At 41.4% G+C, this 23,900-nt stretch carries 31 protein-coding genes; 7 read left to right on the forward strand and 24 right to left on the reverse strand.

Features of this window, described 5'->3' with window-relative positions:
• Positions 1-195 precede the first annotated feature (195 nt).
• Positions 196-1,032: a lipoate--protein ligase family protein gene (locus VP97_RS06260; protein ID WP_050180829.1), complete on the reverse strand. Its 837-nt coding sequence runs from the start codon at positions 1,030-1,032 to the stop codon at positions 196-198.
• Positions 1,033-1,249: 217 nt separating this feature from the next.
• Here VP97_RS06260 and VP97_RS06265 point away from each other — a divergent pair, with 217 nt between their 5' ends.
• The 3 genes from VP97_RS06265 (at position 1,250) to VP97_RS06275 (ending at position 4,034) form a co-directional block, all read left to right on the forward strand.
• Positions 1,250-1,570, forward strand: a complete 321-nt coding sequence (locus VP97_RS06265; protein WP_050180998.1) for a rhodanese-like domain-containing protein — start codon at positions 1,250-1,252, stop codon at positions 1,568-1,570.
• Between the two features lie 109 nt (positions 1,571-1,679).
• Positions 1,680-3,257: a DEAD/DEAH box helicase gene (locus VP97_RS06270; protein ID WP_050180830.1), complete on the forward strand. Its 1,578-nt coding sequence runs from the start codon at positions 1,680-1,682 to the stop codon at positions 3,255-3,257.
• Between the two features lie 9 nt (positions 3,258-3,266).
• Positions 3,267-4,034: a YqhG family protein gene (locus VP97_RS06275; RefSeq protein ID WP_050180831.1), complete on the forward strand. Its 768-nt coding sequence runs from the start codon at positions 3,267-3,269 to the stop codon at positions 4,032-4,034.
• Here the strand turns inward: VP97_RS06275 and VP97_RS06280 are convergent, their stop codons facing one another.
• The 10 genes from VP97_RS06280 to VP97_RS23750 all read right to left on the reverse strand — a co-directional run bounded on the left by VP97_RS06280 (position 4,035) and on the right by VP97_RS23750 (position 9,107).
• A complete protein-coding gene (locus tag VP97_RS06280) occupies positions 4,035-4,379 on the reverse strand; it encodes a hypothetical protein (protein WP_050180832.1) in 345 nt (114 codons plus the stop codon). It abuts the gene before it with no gap.
• Positions 4,380-4,392: 13 nt separating this feature from the next.
• On the reverse strand, positions 4,393-4,833 hold the full coding sequence (comGF, locus tag VP97_RS06285; protein ID WP_050180833.1) for a competence type IV pilus minor pilin ComGF: 441 nt from the start codon (positions 4,831-4,833) through the stop codon (positions 4,393-4,395).
• A complete protein-coding gene (locus tag VP97_RS24190; RefSeq protein WP_050180834.1) occupies positions 4,817-5,107 on the reverse strand; it encodes a hypothetical protein in 291 nt (96 codons plus the stop codon). Before VP97_RS24190 ends, comGF begins: the two co-directional genes overlap by 17 nt.
• 7 nt (positions 5,108-5,114) lie before the next feature.
• The gene (comGD, locus tag VP97_RS06295) at positions 5,115-5,582 is read right to left on the reverse strand and encodes a competence type IV pilus minor pilin ComGD (protein ID WP_172656737.1); all 468 of its coding nucleotides are present in this window, start codon (positions 5,580-5,582) and stop codon (positions 5,115-5,117) included.
• Positions 5,548-5,868: a competence type IV pilus major pilin ComGC gene (gene comGC / locus VP97_RS06300; RefSeq protein WP_050180836.1), complete on the reverse strand. Its 321-nt coding sequence runs from the start codon at positions 5,866-5,868 to the stop codon at positions 5,548-5,550. The genes comGD and comGC overlap by 35 nt, the downstream gene beginning before the upstream one ends.
• A gap of 16 nt (positions 5,869-5,884) precedes the next feature.
• The gene (gene comGB, locus VP97_RS06305; RefSeq protein WP_050180837.1) at positions 5,885-6,952 is read right to left on the reverse strand and encodes a competence type IV pilus assembly protein ComGB; all 1,068 of its coding nucleotides are present in this window, start codon (positions 6,950-6,952) and stop codon (positions 5,885-5,887) included.
• Positions 6,906-7,958 (reverse strand): competence type IV pilus ATPase ComGA, encoded by a 1,053-nt coding sequence (gene comGA / locus VP97_RS06310; RefSeq protein WP_082220270.1) that lies wholly within the window; start codon positions 7,956-7,958, stop codon positions 6,906-6,908. Before comGA ends, comGB begins: the two co-directional genes overlap by 47 nt.
• Before the next feature lie 125 nt (positions 7,959-8,083).
• On the reverse strand, positions 8,084-8,329 hold the full coding sequence (locus tag VP97_RS06315) for a DUF2626 domain-containing protein (protein WP_050180838.1): 246 nt from the start codon (positions 8,327-8,329) through the stop codon (positions 8,084-8,086).
• An 86-nt stretch (positions 8,330-8,415) separates the two neighbouring features.
• The gene (locus tag VP97_RS06320) at positions 8,416-8,772 is read right to left on the reverse strand and encodes a helix-turn-helix domain-containing protein (protein ID WP_050180839.1); all 357 of its coding nucleotides are present in this window, start codon (positions 8,770-8,772) and stop codon (positions 8,416-8,418) included.
• Between the two features lie 185 nt (positions 8,773-8,957).
• The gene (locus VP97_RS23750) at positions 8,958-9,107 is read right to left on the reverse strand and encodes a helix-turn-helix domain-containing protein (RefSeq protein WP_156153431.1); all 150 of its coding nucleotides are present in this window, start codon (positions 9,105-9,107) and stop codon (positions 8,958-8,960) included.
• Positions 9,108-9,279: 172 nt separating this feature from the next.
• Between VP97_RS23750 and VP97_RS06325 the strand changes: the two genes are divergently transcribed.
• The gene (locus VP97_RS06325; RefSeq protein ID WP_050180840.1) at positions 9,280-9,660 is read left to right on the forward strand and encodes a Spx/MgsR family RNA polymerase-binding regulatory protein; all 381 of its coding nucleotides are present in this window, start codon (positions 9,280-9,282) and stop codon (positions 9,658-9,660) included.
• A 37-nt stretch (positions 9,661-9,697) separates the two neighbouring features.
• Here the strand turns inward: VP97_RS06325 and VP97_RS06330 are convergent, their stop codons facing one another.
• Positions 9,698-10,327, reverse strand: coding sequence for an MBL fold metallo-hydrolase (locus tag VP97_RS06330; protein WP_050180841.1), 630 nt, complete (start codon positions 10,325-10,327; stop codon positions 9,698-9,700).
• A 168-nt stretch (positions 10,328-10,495) separates the two neighbouring features.
• On the opposite strand from VP97_RS06330, the gene VP97_RS23215 reads away from it, so the two are divergent.
• Entirely contained in the window at positions 10,496-10,672 is a 177-nt protein-coding gene (locus VP97_RS23215; RefSeq protein WP_082220256.1) for a DUF2759 domain-containing protein, read from the forward strand.
• Positions 10,673-10,739: 67 nt separating this feature from the next.
• On the opposite strand, the gene VP97_RS06335 is transcribed toward VP97_RS23215, so the two are convergent.
• The 9 genes from VP97_RS06335 to VP97_RS06375 all read right to left on the reverse strand — a co-directional run bounded on the left by VP97_RS06335 (position 10,740) and on the right by VP97_RS06375 (position 20,126).
• Entirely contained in the window at positions 10,740-12,608 is a 1,869-nt protein-coding gene (locus tag VP97_RS06335) for an LTA synthase family protein (RefSeq protein ID WP_050180842.1), read from the reverse strand.
• A 231-nt stretch (positions 12,609-12,839) separates the two neighbouring features.
• On the reverse strand, positions 12,840-13,769 hold the full coding sequence (locus VP97_RS06340) for an ROK family glucokinase (protein ID WP_050180843.1): 930 nt from the start codon (positions 13,767-13,769) through the stop codon (positions 12,840-12,842).
• A 2-nt stretch (positions 13,770-13,771) separates the two neighbouring features.
• Positions 13,772-13,981 (reverse strand): YqgQ family protein, encoded by a 210-nt coding sequence (locus VP97_RS06345; RefSeq protein ID WP_050180844.1) that lies wholly within the window; start codon positions 13,979-13,981, stop codon positions 13,772-13,774.
• A 16-nt stretch (positions 13,982-13,997) separates the two neighbouring features.
• Complete coding sequence (locus tag VP97_RS06350) at positions 13,998-15,521, reverse strand: rhomboid family intramembrane serine protease (protein ID WP_050180845.1); 1,524 nt, start codon at positions 15,519-15,521, stop codon at positions 13,998-14,000.
• Positions 15,522-15,596: 75 nt separating this feature from the next.
• Positions 15,597-16,157, reverse strand: coding sequence for a 5-formyltetrahydrofolate cyclo-ligase (locus tag VP97_RS06355; protein WP_050180846.1), 561 nt, complete (start codon positions 16,155-16,157; stop codon positions 15,597-15,599).
• Positions 16,158-16,200: 43 nt separating this feature from the next.
• On the reverse strand, positions 16,201-16,350 hold the full coding sequence (gene rpmG, locus VP97_RS06360) for a 50S ribosomal protein L33 (protein WP_045850975.1): 150 nt from the start codon (positions 16,348-16,350) through the stop codon (positions 16,201-16,203).
• A gap of 51 nt (positions 16,351-16,401) precedes the next feature.
• On the reverse strand, positions 16,402-17,265 hold the full coding sequence (locus VP97_RS06365) for a nucleotidyltransferase family protein (RefSeq protein WP_050180847.1): 864 nt from the start codon (positions 17,263-17,265) through the stop codon (positions 16,402-16,404).
• Positions 17,262-19,529, reverse strand: a complete 2,268-nt coding sequence (locus VP97_RS06370; protein WP_050180849.1) for a glycosyltransferase — start codon at positions 19,527-19,529, stop codon at positions 17,262-17,264. The genes VP97_RS06365 and VP97_RS06370 overlap by 4 nt, the downstream gene beginning before the upstream one ends.
• Before the next feature lie 30 nt (positions 19,530-19,559).
• Positions 19,560-20,126, reverse strand: a complete 567-nt coding sequence (locus tag VP97_RS06375) for a DUF4912 domain-containing protein (RefSeq protein WP_050180850.1) — start codon at positions 20,124-20,126, stop codon at positions 19,560-19,562.
• 157 nt (positions 20,127-20,283) lie between these two features.
• Here VP97_RS06375 and VP97_RS06380 point away from each other — a divergent pair, with 157 nt between their 5' ends.
• The gene (locus VP97_RS06380) at positions 20,284-20,649 is read left to right on the forward strand and encodes a helix-turn-helix domain-containing protein (protein WP_050180852.1); all 366 of its coding nucleotides are present in this window, start codon (positions 20,284-20,286) and stop codon (positions 20,647-20,649) included.
• Positions 20,649-21,083: an endolytic transglycosylase MltG gene (locus tag VP97_RS06385; RefSeq protein WP_050180854.1), complete on the forward strand. Its 435-nt coding sequence runs from the start codon at positions 20,649-20,651 to the stop codon at positions 21,081-21,083. The genes VP97_RS06380 and VP97_RS06385 overlap by 1 nt, the downstream gene beginning before the upstream one ends.
• Before the next feature lie 42 nt (positions 21,084-21,125).
• On the opposite strand, the gene pstB is transcribed toward VP97_RS06385, so the two are convergent.
• The 3 genes from pstB to pstC are packed head-to-tail and all read right to left on the reverse strand — an operon-like array spanning position 21,126 to position 23,808.
• Positions 21,126-21,935 carry a phosphate ABC transporter ATP-binding protein PstB gene (pstB, locus tag VP97_RS06390; RefSeq protein WP_050180856.1) on the reverse strand — a complete coding sequence of 270 codons (810 nt, stop codon included), beginning with the start codon at positions 21,933-21,935 and terminating at the stop codon, positions 21,126-21,128.
• Between the two features lie 44 nt (positions 21,936-21,979).
• Positions 21,980-22,864 carry a phosphate ABC transporter permease PstA gene (gene pstA / locus VP97_RS06395; RefSeq protein ID WP_050180858.1) on the reverse strand — a complete coding sequence of 295 codons (885 nt, stop codon included), beginning with the start codon at positions 22,862-22,864 and terminating at the stop codon, positions 21,980-21,982.
• A complete protein-coding gene (gene pstC, locus VP97_RS06400) occupies positions 22,864-23,808 on the reverse strand; it encodes a phosphate ABC transporter permease subunit PstC (RefSeq protein WP_050180860.1) in 945 nt (314 codons plus the stop codon). The genes pstA and pstC overlap by 1 nt, the downstream gene beginning before the upstream one ends.
• Positions 23,809-23,900 lie beyond the last annotated feature (92 nt).

Below are 23,900 nucleotides of genomic sequence, written 5' to 3' on the forward strand. Positions count from 1 at the left end.
GAAAACAACTCCTTTTGTATTCTGTTGAAAAAAGCGAAAACAAACACAATATATTGTGTTTGTTTTCAATTTTATATTCTATATATTGATTTAGTTACTGCGGTTTGTCAAGCGGCTGCCCTTCGGCTCATCCTCTGGCAGGCCTTAAAATTCAAGAGAAAAAAGCAAAAAAAAATAATTTTGTCGAACCTCTTTTTATCTACGAAAATTCCAATCCGGGTTTTCATATCGATCTCTTTGAATGGTTTCAATTTGACGCTTTTGGTCATCTGTTAAAACAAGCGGTTCAAGGTGAATATCGAGCCCGTCCTCAAATCCTTGTTTGAACGCAACACGTGCCTCATCAAGTGTTACCGGTTCTGAACGAAGTGCGTTAATCGCCACTGCTTTGTTTCCAAATGCCCGCTTCATCCGCTCTTTTACCCGGTCATTTGGGTAGTGAAACAAGCTGAAAAGCTTGTCTTCATCCAGGTCAAGCAGGATAGATCCGTGCTGCAAAATAACTCCTCTTTGCCGGGTTTGCGCGCTTCCTGCCACTTTTCTTCCTTCTACAACCAGCTCATACCAGCTTGGCGCATCAAAACAAACGCTTGACCGCGGGTTTTTCAAGCTCGCTTTTTCTTCCTCCGTCCGGGGTACAGCAAACTCTGCTGCAAGCCCAAGCGCGCGAAACCCTTGAAGTACGCCTTCCGAAATGACTCGATATGCTTCCGTTACACCCGCTGGCATATCCGGATGCTCTTCACTTACAATGACGCTGTAGGTCAGCTCGTGCTCATGAAGCACACCTCTTCCACCGGTAGGACGACGCACGAAGCCAAGTCCATATTCTTTAATAGCATCAAAATTCACTTCTTTTTCCGCTTTTTGAAAATACCCGATCGACAGCGCAGCTGGCTCCCAGCCATAAAAACGAACAACAGGCGGAATCAAGCCTCTGCTGTGCCAGTCAAGCAGCGCCTCGTCAACAGCCATATTGTAAGCGGCACTTTGATTTCCAGTATCCAGAAAAGCCCATGTTTCTTTTGCCATAATATACGCCTTCTTTTCATAGTAAATTCCCTCAACAAGTCTATCAAATTGAACCAGAAATTCAAAGGCGAACACACTTCTTTTTTTAAGAGAATTTTCTTTTCTTCTGATAACCATATCGATATAATAAAGGGAGCAGTTTATTCGAAAGGGGAACACGACGTTGCTTTATTCTATTGCCGCCGTACTCGGTGCCATCATTTTGTATGCGATTTTTATGTACTTTTCTCAAAAACGTGCAGTAAAACCGCTTAGCCAGGAAGAATTTATAAAAGGATACCGGAAAGCGCAGTTAATTGATGTGCGTGAACCGAACGAATATAATGGTGGCCACATTTTAGGAGCCCGGAATATTCCAGTCACTCAAATGAAGCAGCGGATGAAAGAAATTCGTGCGGACAAGCCTGTTTATTTGTACTGCCAGAGCGGCCTTCGCAGCGGACGGGCAGCACAAATGCTTTATAGAAAAGGGTATCGCGATATTTATCATCTGCAAGGCGGATTTAAAAAATGGACGGGAAAAATTAAAGCAAAATAAAACACAGCCCTGCTTCCACAGGGCTGTTTTTCTTTGTCTATGTATATTCCTCTCTCTTTCAAGGCAGACTAGGGACAGCTCATGAAAGCGAAAGGAGACTTTGAGAGGGATGAAGCCTGCTATTATGTATGATGATACCTGGGCAAATGCACTTGATCAAAATCTGAAAACAGCTTCAACACCTGGCGGCTGGGCACTTTTTAATTTAACCGCTCAAATGAAGCAGCAAATTCTGCCTTCCCGTTTTGATGGACTTTTGGCGCCCGGCTTTCTGCCACATATACAATTTCTTCCCCATCAGCTTAAAACCGCCCAAACGGTAATGGAAGAAATGAATGGAACCGCTATTTTAGCAGATGAAGTCGGCCTTGGTAAAACGATTGAAGCTGGACTTATATTAAAAGAGTATATGCTGCGGGGGCTCGCTTCTCGCATTCTTATATTAGCACCTGCTTCCCTGGTCAGCCAGTGGGCAAAAGAACTTCGTGAAAAGTTTCAAATATTTGCGCTGGTACAACGAAAAAATCCAGACTGGACCTGGAATGGTGTACAAATTGCATCGATTGATTCAGCGAAGCAGGCAAAATTTGCCGACGTGTTTTCTGATACCTTGTTCGATATGGTCATTATTGATGAGGCCCACCGGCTCAAAAATCCTGCCACAAAAAACCATCAATTTGTCAGCCGATTAAATAAAACGTATTGTCTCCTGTTAACAGCTACACCTGTTCAAAATAATGCAGATGAATTGTTTCATCTTGTTTCTCTGTTAAGACCTGGACTGTTTGGCAGCAACGGATTCTTTCAGTCTCAATTCAAAGATGGAAAGCGCTCTGTTCAAAATCGCGACGCTTTTCATGCCCTGCTCAGGCAGGTTATGGTCCGTAATACGAGAACAGAGGTAGAACACGAACCGATCAAACGTTTTATTCAGACGATCCGGATCGATCCATCGAAAGAGGAAAAAGTATTTTATGACTCGTTGTCTGAATATTTACCGGCTTCCATCACCCTCTTGACGCTGCAGCGGGAAGCATGCAGCAGCAAATATGCAGCGCTGGCTACTTTGCAAAAGCAGGAAGGATTTGACCAGACAAAAATAGCTGAGCTGGCTCGAGCGATTGACCGAAATTCAAAAGCAGAAAAAGCGTTAGAAATCATAAAAGGGCTGGATGAAAAAGTTCTTATTTTCACCCAGTATCGCGCAACACAGCAGTACCTGGAACTATTTTTTCACTCTCAACAAATTCCGGCTGTTTCCTTTCAAGGAAAGTTTAAAAAAAGCAAAAAAGATTGGATGATTGAACTATTCAAAGGCCCAGCACGGGTTCTTATCGCTACCGAAGCAGGCAGTGAGGGACTGAACCTTCAATTTTGCCGTCATGTAATCAATTTTGATCTGCCTTGGAATCCAATGAAACTTGAACAGCGAATTGGCCGCGTTCATCGTTATGGTCAAACGCAGAATGTATATATTTATCACCTTGCTTATAAACAATCTGTAGAAGATCGTATGTTGTCTTTGCTTTACGAAAAAATTGCCCTTTTTCAAACAGCGATTGGAAAGCTGGATAGTATCCTAGACGAAAATTGGATTGAAGACCATCTGCATGACACCTTTCATACATCCAAAAGCGTTCGAGAATGGGAAATAAAAATGCAAAACCTTGCTGCAGCATTGGAGTGAACAACATTGATGTCTTTTATCCGTTCCTTTTTTACTGCCTGTGAATGTTCCATCCTTGAAGAGTCCGAACATTCTTTAACGATCCAATTGACTGAGGAAGCCGACCGCGCTTTGATGAACCGACCTTTTTATTGGCATTATAAAGATCGGCTCGGACAGGCTGGTGATCCTATGGCAATCACTTTTTTCACCAAAGATCCCGGACGCCCGCTTAAACACCAGGAGGAGTACATTACATTCGGGTCTCCGCGTTTTCACCAGCTTCTTTCATACGCTCAAAAAAAAGCATCGTTTGTTCAATTGTATGAAACCCAAAAAACGGCTGGAATGATTCAGCTTGACCCCTGGCTGTTTGTTCATTTTCATCTTTCTTACGAGGCTAACGGTAAAAAAGAAAAGCTTGTTCCACTTGCCCTTCATTTGATTAATGGCGCTTTTTCAGATCGTTTTTTGGAAATGACAGGCTCGTTGACTCTTAGTCACTCTATCAGCCCTTATCATTACGTGCTTTCACCGCTTATTACACCTGCAAGCGGATTAACTCGGCTCAAACAAAAGCTGTGGAGAGATTTACTAGAAGAAGAGCATGTTTGGGCCCAAACAGCACGCAAAAAGCAAAAAGCAGAGCTTGAACTTCTTCAATCTTTTTTTGAACAGGATGAAGACAATGCTGAACACTTTGAGAGGGAAAAAGCCGCTATTATGCGTCGTTTTGAACCAGTCATACGGGTTTCTGTTTTAAATGGCGGACTTTTTTATCTTGCCCGGGAAAAGTGATCAGCGATATTCAATCCGCCTAATAATGGATTTATTATGGGGATCATATAAATAGGCAGCGTAAAAAAAACCTTCTTTATGAGTTGTTGCAATGCGAATATTCCAGTGTTTTTCATCAATTTTTGTTACTGTAGCACTCGTTATTCCCAGGTTCGTTTTTGTTTGAAGAGACAAAGGAGCCGACTCATTCAAGACACGCCGCAGAGCCATCAGCTCAGCAACCCGAAATTCATAGTAATTCGTTAAGTCCTCTGCCGTTTTCCACTTGGTTACCGCAGCGTCTGCAGCAGATACAGACGCTGCCATAATTAAAACTAATATAAGCAGAATATGCGGATAAATCATTCCCTGCTGCTGTTTAAGGCATTTCTTTGTAAAGCGGGTACATAACAGTACCTTCTTGTTCATTGTTTGAAAAGGTAACATGAATATAAACCTTTCCTCCTTTTGTTGAAAATGAGGCTGTTTCTACATGCTGAAGCAAAACTTCATGTCCCAGCCCATTCACCTGTCTTCTAATTTTATCGTAATATTGACTGATCGTTACAAGTTCATCGCTTGAACCTTCAGCTGAATAGGTCAGAGTTTTTTCAGAAGTTTTCCAGTTGGAGGCTCTATGCATTTCATTGCGCAGCTGTATCACAAAAATTTCCCATTCTGTATTTTTTTCCGCTTTCCCCGATTCGATCACCCGGTAAGCACCATCATAAAGAAGCGGAACAGAGACAGCGTACGCGCTGAATATCATTAATACAATCAATGATTCAATGAGCGTAAATCCATTACTGTTCCACCACACACCTTTTTTCCCCTCTGCTCTCCACACATGCAGATGCTTTCCCTTCACTTTCCTCCCAGCCCATTTTCCCGCTGAAATTTGGATGATCCAATTCATAAGAAAAAGAAGCTTCCGAGTAAATTCTTGATTCGGCTTCTTCATACAGCTTTCTCATTCCTTCCTGCTGCTCCCAGCGCCAGGACGTGCCTTCAATCAAATGTAAGCTAAAAGGAAGAAGAGTGCCTGCCGCTATCAAAAGTGCTGTTAAAGCCAGCAGACTTTCAGCTACTGTCATACCTCGTTCATTCCTCAGAAAAATAAAAACGCCCCCTTCCAATTGAAAATACAAGCCTGATGCTTTTTTTATTTGTTATGAAATAAAATGTTCCAAAACGGTTTGTCATCCCTGTTCGTAAAAAAGTAATTGTGTTTAAACCTCCTGCTTCAAATAAAAATCGCTCCGGGATTTCACGCTTTATCACTGTTTTTCGGGGATATTCGTGTGTGTAAATGTGGTAATAGCTGCTTCCGCCTTCAAAAAAATCGACAATGACATTTTTGTTTTTTGATAGTGCATACGCCTGGGCTGCAAACAAATCCCGTTCTACCTGGTAAAAAAACTGGCGATCCCTCACATCTTCTGCAATCGCTTGAAGCGGAACGAGCGCAGCACCGAAGCAAACAGTGAAAACAGTCAGTACAACCATCATTTCAAGAAGTGTGAAGCCGCCTTCTTTATGCCTCACTGGCTGACACAATTCCTTCTGCATCGATCGTAACAGCACCTCCACCCGGGCAAGTCGTTTCGTCATCTCTTAAGTATCCGTCCGTTACCAAGGTGTCAATCGTGGAAGGCAGTGATCCTTTGTCAATCCTATACGCCTGAACCTGGCCTTGCACCATATGAATAAACGCGTCACACCCTTTGGCATTAATATTTTTACTTTGCTTTGCTACATTTGGGATGGCGATAAAAAGAAGCACAGTGATGACCAATAGGACAATCATCATTTCTATTAATGTAAAAGCACGTTCATTTCTTATAAGTTTTATCATTATGTTTCCTCCTTCATTAAACAGATCCAATCATTTCAAACATCGGCAGCATCACTGAGAGATAAACAGCCATAACGACTGTGCCAATTATGACAAAAACAATAGGCTGGATAATCCCTGTTGCTTTTTTGATTTTGCTTTCAATAAGCTGATCACAAAATTCTGCATAAAGAAGCAGCTCCTCTCCCATTCGTCCATTTGCTCCTCCATGTCCAATCAGAGCGGGAAGCTTTCGGTCAAACCAGGCGATGTTTGCAATTGCTTCTTTTAATGAAGTACCAGTCATTAACTGACTGTTTATTTTTTTGGATGCTTCACAAAGCATCGGATAAATGGTTTGCTTTTCAAATACATGGAGAAGTTCGTTGACGGAAAAGCCGCTGTTTAGCAGCTGCGCGGATTCCCGTGCGAAAAGCCGTGTAAAATAAAGCTGAAACAGCGCTTTAATATAAGGAACTTTTGTTGCCATGTCCGCTTTTTTTTGTGGTGAAAGAAGTTTATAACGTGTATATAAAACGAGAAGAGTACCAGCCAATGCAGGGGTGATTATTAAAACGGCCGGGGGCGCCCATTGAAGGAAAAAGAGCAGAAGTAGAATCATCCCCTGCGGTTCATAGCCCATTGAAGCATGCAGATCACGAAATTGGGGAAGGACAAAGGTATTTAATACAGCAAGCAGTATAATAAGCAGAGCAAGCAGGAAAAGTGGATATTGCAGGAGCCGGATCAGCTTTTCTTTTGCTTGTTCCGTTTTACTCCATTGTGTACCTGCTTGAACGAGGGTTTCCTGTACATTTCCATGCTGTTCTGCAAAGAAAACCTGCAGACAGATAAGAGAAGGAACATGCAGGACCGGCAAAATCTCATGAAGTGGAATGCCGGCTCGGAGCTGTTTTTGAATAGTCCGTGTTTGTTTTTTATTGATGTCTGGAATATTCATCAGCAAAAACTCCACGGCATCCCCAATAGAAAATCCTTTGATCATCATTTCACCAAGCCTTGTAATAAAATCAGCTCCATTTTTGGCTGAAGTCCGCTTAGCTAAAACACCAGCGAGCCCATTCTTCGCCTGTGACAAATCCATATGCCATTCCTTTCCGCAGTTCATCCTGCAGCTTTTTATAAGAAGACCTCTCTTCATTTATTTGCTTCTCTTTTAATGCGTCGAAAAGAGCTTTCCCTGACAGCAGCTCACAAACAATAGCCTGCCTGGTTGATTGTGTGCACGTTTCTATGCAAATCCCGTTACAGTTCGGACATCGAATACGAATAAGCCGCTGTGCAGTAATTCCAATCAATGTCTGCGTCATTTCGTGCTGTGTTATCCCAAGCTCCATCAGCCTGCCGATGACACCTGCAGCATCGCGGGCATGAATCGTCGAAAGTACAAGGTGTCCTGTAAGAGCACTTTTAACCGCTGCTCGTGCTGTTTCTTCGTCTCGTATTTCACCAACCATTATTACATCAGGGTCGTGGCGCAAAATAGCTTTTAACCCCGTCGAATATGTAATACCGGCTTTTTCATTTACTTGAATTTGTACGAAAGCGTCCTGTTGTTTTTCAACAGGATCCTCAAGTGTAATCACATGCTTGTTTAAGTGGGAGGCACAATGCTGAATCATCGAGTAAAGTGTAGTAGATTTTCCGCTTCCGGTCGGACCGCTGAGGAGAATAAGGCCATTTGAATAATGTAATAAGGAAATTAATTGGGAGGCTGTATAAGGAAACAATGTTAAATGGGAAAGAGGCGGAGCATATTCCTGTGGCAAAAGGCGGATAACGAGGCTTTCTTTGTGAGGAACAGCTGGAAGTGTTGAAATACGGAGTGATAAAGGAAGCTGGTGGGCAGTGTAACGAAAAGAACCGCTTTGAGGCTTTCGTTTTTCACCAATATCCATCGATGCCGTAAATTTCAAGTAAGCAATAAGCCTTTCTCCTTCGCGGAGGGAAAAAGTTTCACTTTTAATCAATTGGCCGCCGACACGTATTTTAAGTAAATAGCCATTTTGTTTTGGCATTAAATGAAGATCAGTTGCCTGCATACGAACAGCTTCCTGTAACATTTGATCAATTTTTTGCTCAACCTGCAAATCATCACCTTCCTTCCTTTTGAGCATACTATATAATAACAGCTTACACACCATTTCTTTGGAATATTTACAAAACTTTAACAAAAAAGCCTTTAAAGCAAATTGCTTTAAAGGCTCTCCTTCTTTTAATGCCCCCCGCTTCCTGGCGTCATCATAAAGGTTGACCAATATGTGAAGCCCGCAAAAAAAACGGTTAAGTAGGCACCGAAAACATAAATGTACATTCTTTCAGAAAGACGCAAATACCCTAATAATAAGAAAAATCCTGTTTGGCCAAGGAAAAGCAAAGCCGTTTTATCCATATGGCCGAGATAAAACATTAAAGAAAAAATACCGGTCCAAAATGCCATTACGCGAAACATTCGATCCATTATGTATCCCTCCTTTTTTTCAAAGCTTGGTCCATGAATATCATTATTATAAAGGATAACACACAAAAATGTAAGCGTTTCTTTACTCAGTTTTCCGCAAACGATTGATACATACATTCTTTACATCCATCAAACATTGTAGCTGGCTGAGTTAAAACCGATGACCCAAATAATGTATCCACCACGCCTTGTAAGAACGCTTTATGAATACGGCAGGTGGCTGCCTCTTTTTCCTGAAGTAATTCTTTAAATGGGCAATTGTAAATCGCAAATTGAATACGCAGTCCCTCTTCTGATTCCTCAGAATGCACTGTATAACCAATCCGTGCTGTAAGTGTGCTCAGCAATTGAAGGCGCTCCTTGCTCAGAAGGGAAGAAACTGTGCGATTGGTTTCGGCTTCTACGGAACGCCGGCCGGCTTTTTGGGCCGCCGCTTCCGCCATCCTTACCCCATCTTCTCCAAACAGCTCAAGAGCCTCTAGCAAAATATTCGATAAAAGCTGATAATCGCGATGCGGAAATGCAAGCTGTACAGCTTTTTCCGCTGGCTTATAAATTTTACCCGGCCGGCCTCCTTTTCCTGTTTTCTGAAGACATGAACCGATTAAGCTTACATCCTCGAGCTTGGTTAAGTGAAGCGTGCTACGTTTGGATGAATGCCAAATTGATTCGCAATATCCTGTACAGTTAAGTCTCGATGTTCTTTTAAAATATATTCATAAATAGAATAGCGTGTAGCGTCAGCAAGGGCTCCTGTCACTTTTAAAACTGAATTCATAAGATCATCTCATCATTTTTTATCATTATAAGCACCAATTTTATGGTGAAAAATGATAAAAGTCATACTTATGAGCCTGTTTCGAAATTTGACACAATTAAAGAACTCACCGCTGTACAATTATTGTACAAGTATTGTATAGTAGATTCATAATCAAAAAGGAGGAGTATTCGTGTCTACTGTTACCTTTTATACGTACCCAAGCTGTACGTCATGCCGGAAAACAAAAAAATGGTTGTCTGCTCATTCCGTTGAAGTTCAAGAACGTCATCTTTTTCGCGAAACGCCTACACGTCAGGAGCTGTTAACCCTTCTTTCTATGACGTCAGAAGGCCTTGATGAATTGCTTGCTACGCGCAGCAGAACGTTTAAATCGTTACATGTGAATGTAGATGAAATGCCCCTTTCAGCTGTTGTTGATTTAATTATTCAGGAGCCAAAACTGCTGCGCCGCCCCATTTTAACAGACGGAAAAGCTCTTGTAGTCGGATACAATCCTGAGAAGCTAAGAAGCCTGGCTAAAAAGAAACAAATTATGAAATATACAGGCTAATAAAAACAGAGAACACCATAAAGGCGTTCTCTGTTTTTTAAAATCCATTTAAAAATGGATTGTTATCCATTTCTGTGATGATCGATGTTACCGGGCCATGCCCTGGAAGAACAATGGTTTCTTCCGGCAATAGCATAATTTTTTCATGAATGCTTGTCATTAGCGTCTCGTGATCTCCCCCTGCAAGGTCTGTACGCCCAATGCTGCCCATAAAAAGAGTATCTCCCGCAAACAGCGCTCCTCCTTCTTCAAAGTAATAGGAAATGCTGCCTGGTGAATGACCGGGTGTATGTAAGAGCTTAAATGTAAAAAGATCGATAGACAGCTCTTTTTCCTCCTGAATAAGAATATCAGCAGGAGGAGCGGTGATAGCTCCCATGCCTAAGCGGCTGGAACCGTTTAATTCGGCACTTTCAAGCCACTCTGCTTCTTTCTCATGAAGGTAAATTGGCATATTAAATTCTTGCTTAAGCGGACGAATCGCCCCAATATGATCAAAATGAGCATGGGTCAGTAAAACAGCCAGCGGCTCTAATTGATTTTCTTTTAGCCAGCCGACAAGCTGGTCGCCTTCTGCGCCAGGATCAAAAACAATACACTTTGACTCATGAGAAAGTATATAACAATTCGTTTGCAGAGGACCTAGCGGCAATTGAGTCCAATCCATATTATCTCCACCTTTTTCTTTATTCATTTGTTATCGTAACAGGAAACTGCAGCCGTTAAAAGAATTATCCGCTTTCATCTCGACAAACAGAATAAAACCTTATACAATAAAATTATGCTTTACGCTTACATAGTCATTTATGGTTTTTATATAAAGGGGGCTGGTACAATGAACGGGTTAACAATTATTTTTGCTCTTATTACCATTCTTGCCGTTTTCAGTACGATTAGCGCTGTAAAAAACAAAAATCTCCTTGGGATCGTGTTTAGTCTAGGTACAGCCGGTGTGATTGGCTGGTTTACCATTATGACGGTTTTGCACCACGGTTATCCAGCGGCCCATTAAAAAAACACCTGACTTAAAAGTCAGGTGTTTTTTTATTCAATAACCCAGCTTAAATGGGCATTTAATTTTATTCTTTTCTTGCAGCATTAGGATCATAGAAGCGAAGTAGATCGCCGTAAATCACCCGGTCAGAATAATTCAACTCAGCTGCTGCCTTTTCAATATAAGGCGTACAGTAAGACACATCTGTTTGTTCACCGGTTTGTTTATCCCAGCACGCATCTCCAGCATACACGTAATCCTCCGTAATAAAACGGCCATCGCGGAATGCTGCAAAGCTTTCATGCTCATCAGACAACAAATCTTGTCCAAACTGAATGTCTCCTTTTGTATCAATTCCCAGCAAATGCAGCAGTGTTGGACGTACGTCTACCTGACCACCTACTGTATCAATTTCCTGGCCTTTAACACCTGGAATATGAATCATAAACGGCACTTTCTGAAGTTCTGCTGATACATATGGCGTGACTTCTTTGCCCAGATACTGAGCCATTGCTTCATTATGATTCTCTGAAATACCGTAATGATCCCCATAAAGGACAATCACAGAGTTTTCATAAAGTCCTGCTTTTTTCAAATCCTCTACAAACGTTTTTAACGCTTCATCTGTATAGCGAACTGTTACAAAATAACGATTTAATGTACCGCTGTTTGAGTTAAACTCATCAATCATTTGGTCTTCTTTGTCATAGTAAAATGGATGGTGGTTGGTCAGTGTGATCATTTTCGAATAAAATGGCTGCGGCATATCTTGCATCAGTCCAACCGACTGTTCAAAAAATGGAATGTCCTTCATGCCCCAGTTTACACTGTTATCTTCATTCACATCATAATCGTTTACATCGTAGAAACGCTCATATCCTATTGAATCGTACATGATGTCCCGATTCCAGAAGCTTTTATTGTTTGCATGCATGGCATTAGAAAAATAACCATTTTCTTTGAGTTTTTCAGCCATTGAGTTAAACTCATTGCCAGAGTGGGTAAAAAACACCGCTCCACGACTTAGTGGATACAGAGCATTTTCTGTTAAAAATTCCGCATCAGAGGTTTTCCCTTGCCCTGTCTGGTGGTAATAGTTAGTAAAGTTTAAACTTTCTTTTGCAAAATCATTTAAAAATGGGGTAATTTCCTTGCCATTTACTTTATTATTTAAAACAAACGACTGTGTGGATTCAACCGATACCATAATTAAGTTTTTACCTTTAGCCGCCCCGAAAAGCGATGGATCTGGTTCTGCATAATTTGCATCAGAGTAGTTTTCGATTTCAGTCAATTCACTTCCATCCGCCAGCGCACGCTGAGCAGATGATTTAGACTGGAGAAAAATGTCATATATATGATAGTTGAATGTACCAATATTTTTCACAAGCATTTCGCGGTCAAATGTTCTTGTTAAAAGCTGCGGCCGTTCTACTTCTGCCAATCCTAGATTTAAAAACATAAGCGCAGCAGCTGACAAAAAATATGCGCGGCGGTTCATTTTTGGCATTGGACGGAACTTCACAAATGCCGGCTTGAATTTAAGCAGGAAAAACAAAACAATCACATCTGCAAAATACAAAATATCAGCTATATTAAACTCTTCTGTTACACTGTTACCAAGATCCGCAAAGTTGCTTGTTTGAAACAAAAGCGGCATCGTAATAAAGTCATTAAAAAAGCGATAAAACACAACATTGGCATAAAGCAAAAAACTTAAGAAAAAGCTCATGCCTAGTAAATATCGATTGCGTGCTTTGTCGCTTTTAAAGAAAAAGCCAATACCCATTGCCAGCATAATAAAGCTAAGGGGGTTAATCAGCAAAATAAATTCTTGAAGTGAGTTTTCAATGTCCATGTTAAAGCTTGTTTTATAGACGATGTATGTTTTCATCCATAAGAACAAAACGGTTACAGCAATAAGCGAAATGTTGCTGCGTAATGTTCTTTTCATTTTTCAGCCTCCTCGTTACCTCTCTAACAGTGTTCGGGGATCATATTCTTTTTAACCTAGTGTAAATTGTCTTTCACAATCTTAATACTTTTTTTACAAAAAAGCAAACAGAACGAAAAAGCAGTGCTTTATAATAGCTTCCTGACGATTTCGCTCTTTAATTCATACGCATAGTTTCATAAAAAGTTTCATAAAATAAAAAAACAGCTCCGAATGGAACTGTTTTTTGCATTATGAAACGGCCATTACTTTTGCTAAATAAGCTGCCCCAATTACGCCGGCATCATTGCCAAGCCGAGCTTTTTCGAGTGTAAGCACCTCCAGGGCGCGTGGAAAAGTAAATTGCCTTACATATTCCTCTAAAGGGTCTATTAAAGCAGTGCCCGCTTCTGAAACACCGCCTCCGATCACGATTTTAGCTGGGTTTATTACATTAGCAATATTGCCGACAGCAAGGCCTAAATAAAATGCACAGCGGTCAACCGCATATTTGGCAGCCTCATCTCCAGCTGCCGCATGCTCAAATACCGTTCGGGCATCTGGCGCATCTTTTCCCTGCTGTTTATATAAATTCACAATTCCTGTTGCGGATGCTACCGTTTCAAGGCAGCCATATTTACCGCAGTTACAAGGAAATCCATTTTCAGGCACAACTGTCATATGGCCAATTTCTCCGGCTGACCCGTTTACCCCTGTAATAATCATTCCTTTTGAAACAACGCCGCCTCCAACGCCTGTGCCTAGTGTTATGCAAACGACGTCTCCAGTACCTGCGCCAGCTCCTTTCCACATCTCACCGAGTGCGGCACAGTTAGCATCATTCTCAATAAAGACAGGCAGCTCAATTTCTTTTTCTAAAAGCTCTTTTAAAGGATAGCCATTTGGCCAGCCAATATTTACAGCACCAGAGATAGTGCCTAATACTGGATCTGCCGGACCTGGAGCACCTACACCTGCAGCCAGTACATCTGCAGGTGTGAGACCGTCTGCTGCCAATTCTTTGTAAAAAGAACGGGCAATATCTGCCACAATTCGACTGCCTTTATCTGTGCGATCAGTGGGGATAGACCACTTGCGAATAATCTTTCCTTCTGTTGTTAAAAAAGCTAATTTAATCGTTGTGCCGCCAATGTCAAATGCAGCAAGCCTTTTTTCTGCCATTGTCATTTCCCCTCTTCTTTTTCTTTTTCAATTGCGATGTGCTGGCGCAATAAAAGCAGTGCCATTTGGTATTCTTTTGGCTCTACCAGCTGAGACTGATATAATTCCTTTAATTCAAGCTCCATTAATTGCAAATCTGCTACACGGTTGCCAATGTAAACAAATACACCGTATCTCTTGAGCAACTGCTGTACATCAAAAATGGTTTTCATCTTTTCACCCTGCTTTTTACTCATTATTCAGCTTTTGAACTAAATCTTGATACACTTGCTCGTCCGGAGCATATTTTACAGCTTGTTCCGCTGCTTGTGCTGCTTCCTTGTAACGGCTTTGTTCGGAATAAATAAGAGCTAAATTGTAATGTGCTTCATGAAAATTACTTCTTAATTGAACTGCTTGTTTAAAATGGCCGGCTGCTTCTGTTAAACGGCCATCGCCTGCTTTGATAAAACCTAAGTAAAAATAAGTTTCAGCAGAAGGTTTGCCGCCCTTTTCAATAAAATTCGTCAAAATACGCTCAGCTTCCTGCTTGTTTCCGGTATCAAGCTCATTTGCAGCTTGAGTATTAACAGATTGCGCGTCCAAAGCTGCGTAACCATGCTGAAATCCGAAAAATAATCCAGCTGCCGTTAAGGCTAAAGCGACCACTAGAAACAATACTTGTTGAATGAAACGATGCTTTTTCGGAAAGTGAACAATACCTGTTGCTAAAAAACCGCCAACAAGGCCGCCAATGTGGCCGGCATTATCAATTCCGGGCACTGTAAATCCAAATATTAAATTAATCCCAACTACAACAAGTACGTTCATTCCCATTGTTCGGAAAAACAGCTTTGGCTTTGTCACACCGAAATAAAGAAGCGCTCCAAACAAACCAAAAATAGCACCACTTGCCCCTGCTGATAAATTAGGAGTAAGTAAAAAACTCAGCAAGCTCCCTGTAAAACCAGAAAACAAATAAATCCATAGAAATCTTATTCGGCCATATATTTGTTCAACCGCCATACCCAGATAGTATAGCGCCATTGAATTCATTAAAAGGTGCAGAAGGCCAATGTGAAGAAAGATTGGGGTTATAAAGCGCCACCACTCCCCTTCTAAAATAAGAGGATTAAATTTCGCTCCAAACTGCACAAGCACATCTGTAGTCGTACTGCCTCCAGCAAGAGTCATAAGAAGGAACATCAAAATATTAACGGCTGTAAAAATGTATGTAAAAAATGGCTTTCCATAATAAAAAAATCGCTTTTCTTCTTCTTTGCGTTTTACTTCATGTGATAATACAGCTCGTTCATATGCAGCGGCTTCATCTTCTGCTCCCTCAAAGTCCCGTTTATCCGGTACAAGCATTAGGAGCTGCTCCAGCTCTTGAAGCGGGCCGGCTATGTCTTCTTCAGTAAACAAAAGAATGGAAGCTTTTGTTTTTCCGCTTTCGACCGGCTTGATAAACTGTGTAAATTCGTCAACCGGCTGATGAGGAGATACGATAACATTCAGCATAGAAAGCTTTCTCATTCCTATTTGTTTACGGAGACGTTCACCAATCCAAACGGTTTGTTCATTGTCACGCCTCAGAGAGGCAGCCCAGCCAAGATTTTGTCGAGACAGCTTAATGACTGCTGCTTCTTTAACCGAGCGATTTTCAAGCAGCATTTCGTTACGGTCCTGACTTAGCTTGAGTAACGTATATTCCTGTTCTACAACAAAGAAATAGGCAAGACGCCAAAATATCAAGTTTGTTTGCGTTGTCATTTCATCACTACTTTCGTCCGTCCTGTTGATACCACTATAACGGAACTCGCTCAGACGGTAAAGAAAGAAGGGGCTTCAGCAAATAATCGTTTCTTGATGGGTCACAATTTTCTGAACAGGAATATCGTAATGATCAACAGGTATACATGGATGTATTTGTATAGAAAAAGCCAATGAAATCGTTTGCCCTATATACGAAGCTAAAAAACGATCATAATATCCGCCCCCAAAACCAATTCTAAAGCCCTCTCGATTAAAAAGCAGGCCAGGCACAATCATTAGCTCAATATCTTTCGGGTTAACATATCGTTTTTCCTGGAGAATCGGTTCGTAAAGACCGGCATATACCGTTTCAAGGTCTGAAAACTTGTTCAATTGATAAAACCGCATTTCTTTTGTGCCTGGATAGCACTTTGGCACACATACTCTTTTTCCAGCAAGCCAGGCAGACCGAATAATTTGCCATGTATCCACTTCAAAATCTGCTGAAACTGTGACAGCAATCATGTTTGCATTCTGCCAATCAGGAAGCGCATACAATCTTGCGGCGATTTCAAAGCTTTCTTGTTCATAAATGGGCCGGCTCATTGAAGCAAGCTGCTGTTTTATTTCATCTCTTAGTTTTTTTTTGTTCATCTGCCCCTCCTAAAAGAAAAAACAGCAGGAAGTCTCCTGCTGTTTACTTTGTTTCACGATGCACTGTTACTTTTTTCAAGCGCGGGCTGTATTTTTTCAACTCGAGACGATCCGGGTTGTTACGTTTGTTTTTAGTTGTAATATAGTTACGGTCACCGCTCTCAGTGCAAGCTAATGTAATGTTTACACGCATGTTTTTCCCTCCAAACTTGTCTCGCTTATTTTCAAGTCGTTTGCGACTTTACTATAATAGCACCTTTTCATCAGAAATACCAGCCTGTTTTTTCAACATTGATGAATATACATCAAGCCGCTCTGCCAATCGCTCATTTTCGCTTAAAACAGAAGCAGGAAACGTGTTTGAAAGCGGATAAAATGGCTGCAGACGATTTGTAATTCCCGGTATTCCCCGCTTAAGCCGCTTTTCAGCCAGCTTATAAGCAGGATGAGTGCCAATATCCTGCCAATAGGCATTCGTTTCATAAACATAAATCGGCTCTTGATTAGCTAACAACATTGGAAACACGTCCTGTGCAAAATCCGCTTTTCCATAAAGTGTATAGTCTTCAAACAAGGAAGGCTCAACCAAATAAATTCCTGTGCTGACCTGGTTGGTCCATAACTGAACATTAGTAGGCTTTTCAAGAAAAGAAAGCAGTTTTCCGTTCTGGTCTGCCAGGCAGACGCCAAACTGTTCGGGACGCTCCGCTCTTGCAGTAACAATGGTAATGCGGGCACCTTTTTCTTTATGGAATTTGTATGCCTTTCGCAGAGGAACATTTGTTAGTGCATCTCCACTTAAAACAGCCAGTGTTTCTTTAAATAACCCTCCTGAAGCAAATAAGCTTCCGGCAGTTCCAAGCGGTTCACACTCTTCTATATATTGAATATCAAGTCCATTTTGATGACCGAAACCTGCATGCTGCTGAATAACTTCCTTTTTATAACAAACCGTCATGATCACGCGGTAAATCTTATTTCTTTTAAAAACATTTAAGTTGTAATCTAAAAGAGGTTTACCCAGTAATGGGACCATTGGCTTTGGTACGTGGTCAGTTATTGGGCGCAGTCGCTTCCCGCGGCCCCCAGCAAGCAGAATGCCTATCATGTACGAACTCCCTCCATTTTTTTAATGAAAACGGTTTGATCGTAGATCTTTTCTGTTTGTGCACTAATGTGTGCCCAGCTGTAAAGCTCTTTAGCCATTTCATGTCCATTTAATCCAAGCTCATTTGCATAACCGGGCTGATCCAAAACAGCCGTTATTTTTTGGGATAAATCTTCGGCATTGCCTGGTTCAAACAAAAGCCCAGTTTGTTTATGTAAAACAAACGATTTCAATCCGCCTGTTGCGGCCGCAATCACTGGCTTTCGAAATGCCATTGCTTCAAGAGCCACAATACCGAACGGTTCATACAAACTTGGAAACACGGCTGCTTTACAAGATTGAAACAACGCTTTTCTTTCTTCATCACTAACATAGCCGACAAAATGAATAATGTCCTCAAGCCCGCGTTTTTTTACTTCTTGACGCCAGTTTTCTAATAAAGGACCCTTACCCGCAATAATAAACTGAATATTTTCTTTTTTCAAGTCTTTTAAATTCATTTCAAAGAATGTTTGAAATCCTTTTTCAAATACCATTCGTCCAATTGAAAAAATAAACGGCTCCATAGAATGAAAACGTGTTAAACTTGGGACGTTTTCTTCGAATTCAACGCCATTTGGCACTACATATATATCCTTTCCAGCACCCTCATAATAAACACGCAACTCTTCTTTCATCGGCGGACTGCAAACAATCAGTGTGTCGGAGGCTTCAATAAGTTTTTTTTCTTTTGAGGCGATAGAATGCTGCAGCTCGTTGTGCAAACCATTATTACGGCCATGCTCGGTAGCATGAATAGTAGAAATAAGCGGCAGCTGCTTTTGCTCGGAAAGCAGGATGGCTGCGTCCCCTGTCAGCCAGTCATGGGTATGAATAAGTGCGATGTCATGCTCGTGGACAAGCTCCATCCCTTTTTGGAAAAGACACAAATTTAAATCGGAGGTTTGCTTTAAAAAATCCTGTTCTCCTTTGTGAAGCGGACCGGACCGATAAACGTCAACGCCATTTACATGTTCATAGCCCGGTGAATCAGGATGAGAAGACGTAAGTACGATTACCTGACGTCCAGAAGCAGCCAGCGCTTCTGCCAGCCCATGAACATGTCGTGCCATTCCGCCAACAATATTCGGTGGATATTCCCAGGATAAAAGCAAAACGGCTCCTTCCATTTTTTCCACATTACCAGCAGAAGGTTTCGATTGAAGCGTCACGCCGTAATGAAGCCGCATACGCTGGTGAGCGTAATCGAGGTCTGGAAACTCTTTACGAGCCCCGTCAAGCAAGTACCGCAAAGAGTCAACAGCACTTTTTAATTCTTCTTCTAAACCGTGAACGGCCGCATAAATACAAAAAGCCCACTCAAGATCCAATACACCCGATGCTTCTGAAATAGCGAGTGTACATTGATCATCCCACTCTTCTTTTAAATGAATGATAGGATCACAACGATGAAGCTCCTTTTCCGAAGTCAATGTATAGCCTTCCTTCATCTTTTCATACACAAGCGGAAAGTGAATAACACGCTTCTCAAAAGATGTGTCCTTAGAAGGCGCCTGCCTTTTTTGCATATGTCTCCAATAGTTACAAGCAGCTTTTCCAGACAAAGAAAAACGCGTCACAGTTTTCTCATCACTTTTTTCATTTTTTATTTCGTAAGGGATGAAGGTAAGACCCCGAGGGGAAACCCATTGAACATGCTCTTGTTCCTCCAAAGGAAAAGCATCATCCGGAAGAAAGGCGAATTGGCATCCTTCTTCCAAAAGAAGTTCATCGATCCCGGGCGTATAGGCCCCACGTGGAAGCCAGATGGATAAGGGCGGTGCCCCAAATAATTCTTTCCATATGGCAGCTGTACGCTTTAAATCTTCTTTTGCCGCTCCCTTCAGTGTATAAGCCGTTAAGGGAAACTGGCTAAGGGAAACTGGCAGAAGTAGAAGTTTTTGTTTTGCCATTAATTCTTTGAAAGCATCAATAAGAGATCCATTATGTGTATGCAAAAAAGCAGACAACCTATGCGTCGGATAAAGCGCCATAAAAGAGCTTACTGCCATCTTGCCGCGAACCCCATTCATCCAGCCTAAACTAAATAAATTAACCACAGCAGTAACCGGCTGCCCAGGCTCGGCACATTTTGCAGCTTCCAGCAGGTCCCCATAAGCTTTCGTCAATACGGCCATTTCTTTGCTGTCTGCCGTCGACCCAGCCAGTGCAAGAGGCCGAAAGGGATGATTAACCATAAAAATATTTGAAAAAGAATCCTCCATTTTCCCTTACCTCCTTCAGCTAGTATCGGTTTATTGAAAGCAATCTGGATGCTCGATCCAGGCTGGCTCTTTGAACGAATAGTGATAAAACGCTTCTGCTTCTCCTCTTTTAAGTATATAGTCTGTGCTGCGTTCATATGAGGTATGAACCGGATGTGATTGCAGGATCGGCCAGAATAAATAATCTTTCGTTAAATAGCCAATTTCGCAAAGATAAGACCGATTTTTCTTTAATCCTTTTATTGTCCAAAAGGAATCCTCTTTGTTTACTTTTACACATGTCATGGAGTGAGCATTTACTCCATTAAAATAAATATCTGTTACATCAAAAATACGCAGATCTAACACATTGGGATTTAACGGAGCTTCACAGTAAAAAGCCGCCCGCAATAAAAATGGGTGAATACTCCATCTACAATAAAGACGATCTTTCGACAATAAAACAGTATGCAGGCTGTTTTGCACATTCCGCTTTAATTTTCCTGGTGACTCAAGCGGCCATGTTTGTTTTGCCGGCTGTTCTGAAATCGACAATGTATCGTTTATTGGTTCCCAAGAGTTTTTTTTACTCTTAAGCCTTGTAATCTCCTCAATCAATATGTATCACCCCGGTCTGGCAATTTTTCCTAATCTGGTTATCATCCTATTATTATGGTATCACGTTCAATAGCAGGCGGCAATTGCTCAGCGTTCCACTCCATCTCTGCTATGCAATATGATACAATAGGATAAAAGAAACGAAAGGAGATTACCTATGGATGAATTGATCATCGGACTGGCTTCTGCCGGTGTCTTTTTTATTTTGCTGTCATTTTTTCTTCCTGATAAACAACAGCGTTTGGAAAAGGAAGTCGAAGAATTATCGATGAAAATGCTTCAGGAACATTATCAGTTTAATAAAAAGTTAAAAGTGCTTGAAGAAGAACTGCTAATCGGTGAATCCCCATCTGCAGCTCTAAGAAAGCCTGCAGCTTCTGTAAATCAAATTATTCAAAACCAGGTAGTGGCCCTTTATCAGCAAGGCACGCCCATTCCCCAAATTGCTGCCCAATCTTCTCTTTCAGCTGACCAGGTAAAAGAAATTTTAAATGAGAAAGTACAAACGGGGAGTTTGTCATGATGAATAAACAATCTATTCGCGCTTTTGGGTTTGGCCTTCTGGCCGCTTCAGCAGCGTTGTTTATTTCTGGTCAAATGCTGCCTGAACAGCCTGCTGAATTGTCAACACAACAAATGATACAGCGATTAAAAGCTGAAAACTATGTAATTCAAAACAACAGCGTTGGACAAGCTCAAAATCAAGCTGACGCAGTTCAAAAAGAAAAGAATACCCAGAAGACAATCACCAATAAACCTGTAACGTTTGTGATCGAAACCGGTATGTCTTCCAATGAAATTGCAGCCCAATTAAAGAAATCCGGCATTATTGAGGATCCAGCTTCCTTTAATCAGTTTTTAACGAAAAATGGGTATGCCGATAAGCTGCAAGTAGGCTCTTTTACATTAAAAACCAGCATGACTCAAAAAGAAGTGGCTGACACATTAACAAAATAACTGCTTTATAAAAAAAAGCCGGCGCACATGCGCCGGCTTTTTTTAACCGAAACGTCCTGAGATGTAGTCATCAGTGCGACTATCTGCAGGGTTATTAAAGATAGTATCTGTCGAATCAAATTCTACTACTTCCCCATTCAAGAAGAAAGCTGTTTTATCAGAGATGCGGGCAGCTTGCTGCATGTTATGCGTCACAATAATAATCGAATACTTTTCTTTCAGTTCCTGAATCAGTTCTTCTACTTTTAATGTTGAAACAGGATCAAGGGCCGATGTAGGTTCGTCCATTAAAATGACATCCGGCTCTAAAGCGAGGCAGCGTGCGATACAAAGACGCTGCTGCTGTCCACCAGATAAACCGTAAGCTGGCTCATGAATCCGATCTTTTACTTCATCCCAAAGAGCTGCTCCTCGCAAGCTCTTTTCTACCGTTTCTGTAATGATCTGCTTGTTTTTAATCCCATGAATTTTCAAACCAAACGCAATGTTTTCATAAATAGACTTTGGAAACGGATTGGGTTTTTGAAAAACCATACCCACGCGAGTCCGCAATTCCTCAACAAGAAATTCTTTACTGAAAATATCCCGATTGCGATATTCAATCTGCCCGTTTGTTTTCACACCCGGCACAAGGTCAATCATCCGGTTTAATGTTTTAATGTAAGTCGATTTGCCACAGCCAGATGGACCGATGATCGCTGTGACTTCTCGCTCTTTAATACCCAAATTAATATTTTTAAGCGCATGGTGGTCACCATACCACAAATTTAAATTTTTTGTATTGTATACAAACAGCTCGTCATTTTGAACAGGTTGATTATTTTTCGTTGTATTCACTGCAGTTAACGCCATTTTACATTACCTCCAAGTTTTCAATCGCGATTTCACAAAATTTGTTATCGTGCCTGATAGCGGTTGCGAATCCATACGGCTACAGAGTTCATTAAAATAAGCACACCAAGCAAAATGATGATCCCGGCAGCTGCGAGATTATGGAATTCCAATTGCGGACGGCTCGTCCAGTTGTAAATCTGCATTGGAAGTGCTGTGAATGAATCTAAATATCCAGATGGCAGAAAAGCAACAAATGTTGGAATCCCTACAACAATCAGTGGAGCTGTTTCACCGATAGCGCGTGAAAAAGCTAAGATGCTTCCTGTTGCGATACCAGGTATTGCGTACGGAAGAACAACACGGTAAATTGTTTGCCACTTTGTTGCACCAAGACCATAAGATGCTTCTTTTAGTTCGTTTGGAACAGCACGTATCGCCTCTTGAGCGGCTACAATTACCACCGGGAGAACAAGTAAAGCCATTGTAAAACCAGCGGCTAATACACTGTTTCCAAATCCAAAGACACGAACAAAAATGGTCAACCCTAGAAGGCCGAATACAACGGAAGGCACGCCGGCTAAATTTGAAATATTCATTTGAATCCAGCGAGTCAACGCGCTTTTCTTTGCATATTCTTCCAAGTAAATAGCTGTACCGACTCCCAGGATCGCGGCTGTAGGAATGACTACGCTCATCATCCAAAGTGTACCGATAACGGCTGCTTTAATTCCAGCTTGTTCAGGACGGCGAGAAGCAAAATTTTGAAAAAAGTCCCACGATAAATAAGGAGCACCCTGTGAAATGATACGATAAAGCAGGACAACTAAAATAATGGATGTAAAGATCGTTGCTGTCAAGAAAATTCCTTTGACAACTTTGTTTTTCATCAGGCGGCCGTCAATACGGCCCACCATTTCTTCTGATTTAACCCGAGCAGTGTTTTCCATCAGTATTCCTCCCTAAAGCGCTTCGAGATGAATTGAGCAAGTATGTTCATCAAAAGGGTGAAAACAAACAGTGTAAAGCCGACTGAATAAATACTGTAGTAAATAGTCGTGCCAAATCCTGCATCACCAGTTGTGACTTGTACGATGTAGGAAGTCATTGTTTGTAAAGATGATGTTAAATCTAAGGCTGCTGATGGGGTTGAACCCGCTGCAATAGATACGATCATCGTTTCACCGATAGCGCGGGAAACGCCAAGAACGATTGACGCAAGAATACCGGAAAGCGCCGCAGGAAAAATGACTTTTGATGCTGTTTCCCATTTTGTTGATCCGAGTGCTAGCGCACCTTGTCGAACTGACTCAGGAACTGAAGAAAGAGCATCTTCTGACAGAGATACGATAGTTGGAATGATCATAATCCCAACGACAAGACCAGGACTGATGGCATTGAATAATTCGAGCGAGGGAAACAATTGACGCAAAAGTGGTGTAACGAATGTTAAAGCAAAAAAGCCATAAACAATCGTCGGCACACCAGCCAATACTTCTAGAATTGGCTTCATTATTTTACGCGTGCGTGCACTTGCGTACTCACTTAAGTACAAAGCTACTGCCAGGCCAATTGGAATGGCAAATAAAGAAGCAATTAACGTTATTTTTAACGTTCCCAATACAAGCGGCCAAATACCATAAACGGGATCGGTCCCCGAGAATGGATACCACTCTTTTGCTGTAAAAAATTCGACAATAGAGACATCACCAAAAAAAGTAATCGTTTCAAAAATCAATGTTAACACAATGCCGAGTGTTGTTAAAACAGAAACGGCAGCCATAATGAATAAAACGACTGGTATTACTTTTTCACTTCTGTTCAAAAAGCCGCTATTGTATTTTTTCTCAAGCAGCTGCTGAACCGGACTGAGTTCTTTGTTTGTTGTTTTCAACCCGTTTGCTCCTTTCAACCCATGTACACCAATAGGAAGCACTGCTCCTATTGGTGTATTTTTCTTTATCCGCTTTTTGATCCAGTGACAAT

The sequence above is a fragment of the Domibacillus robiginosus genome (assembly GCF_000966195.1).
GTDB classification, from domain to species: domain Bacteria; phylum Bacillota; class Bacilli; order Bacillales; family Domibacillaceae; genus Domibacillus; species Domibacillus robiginosus.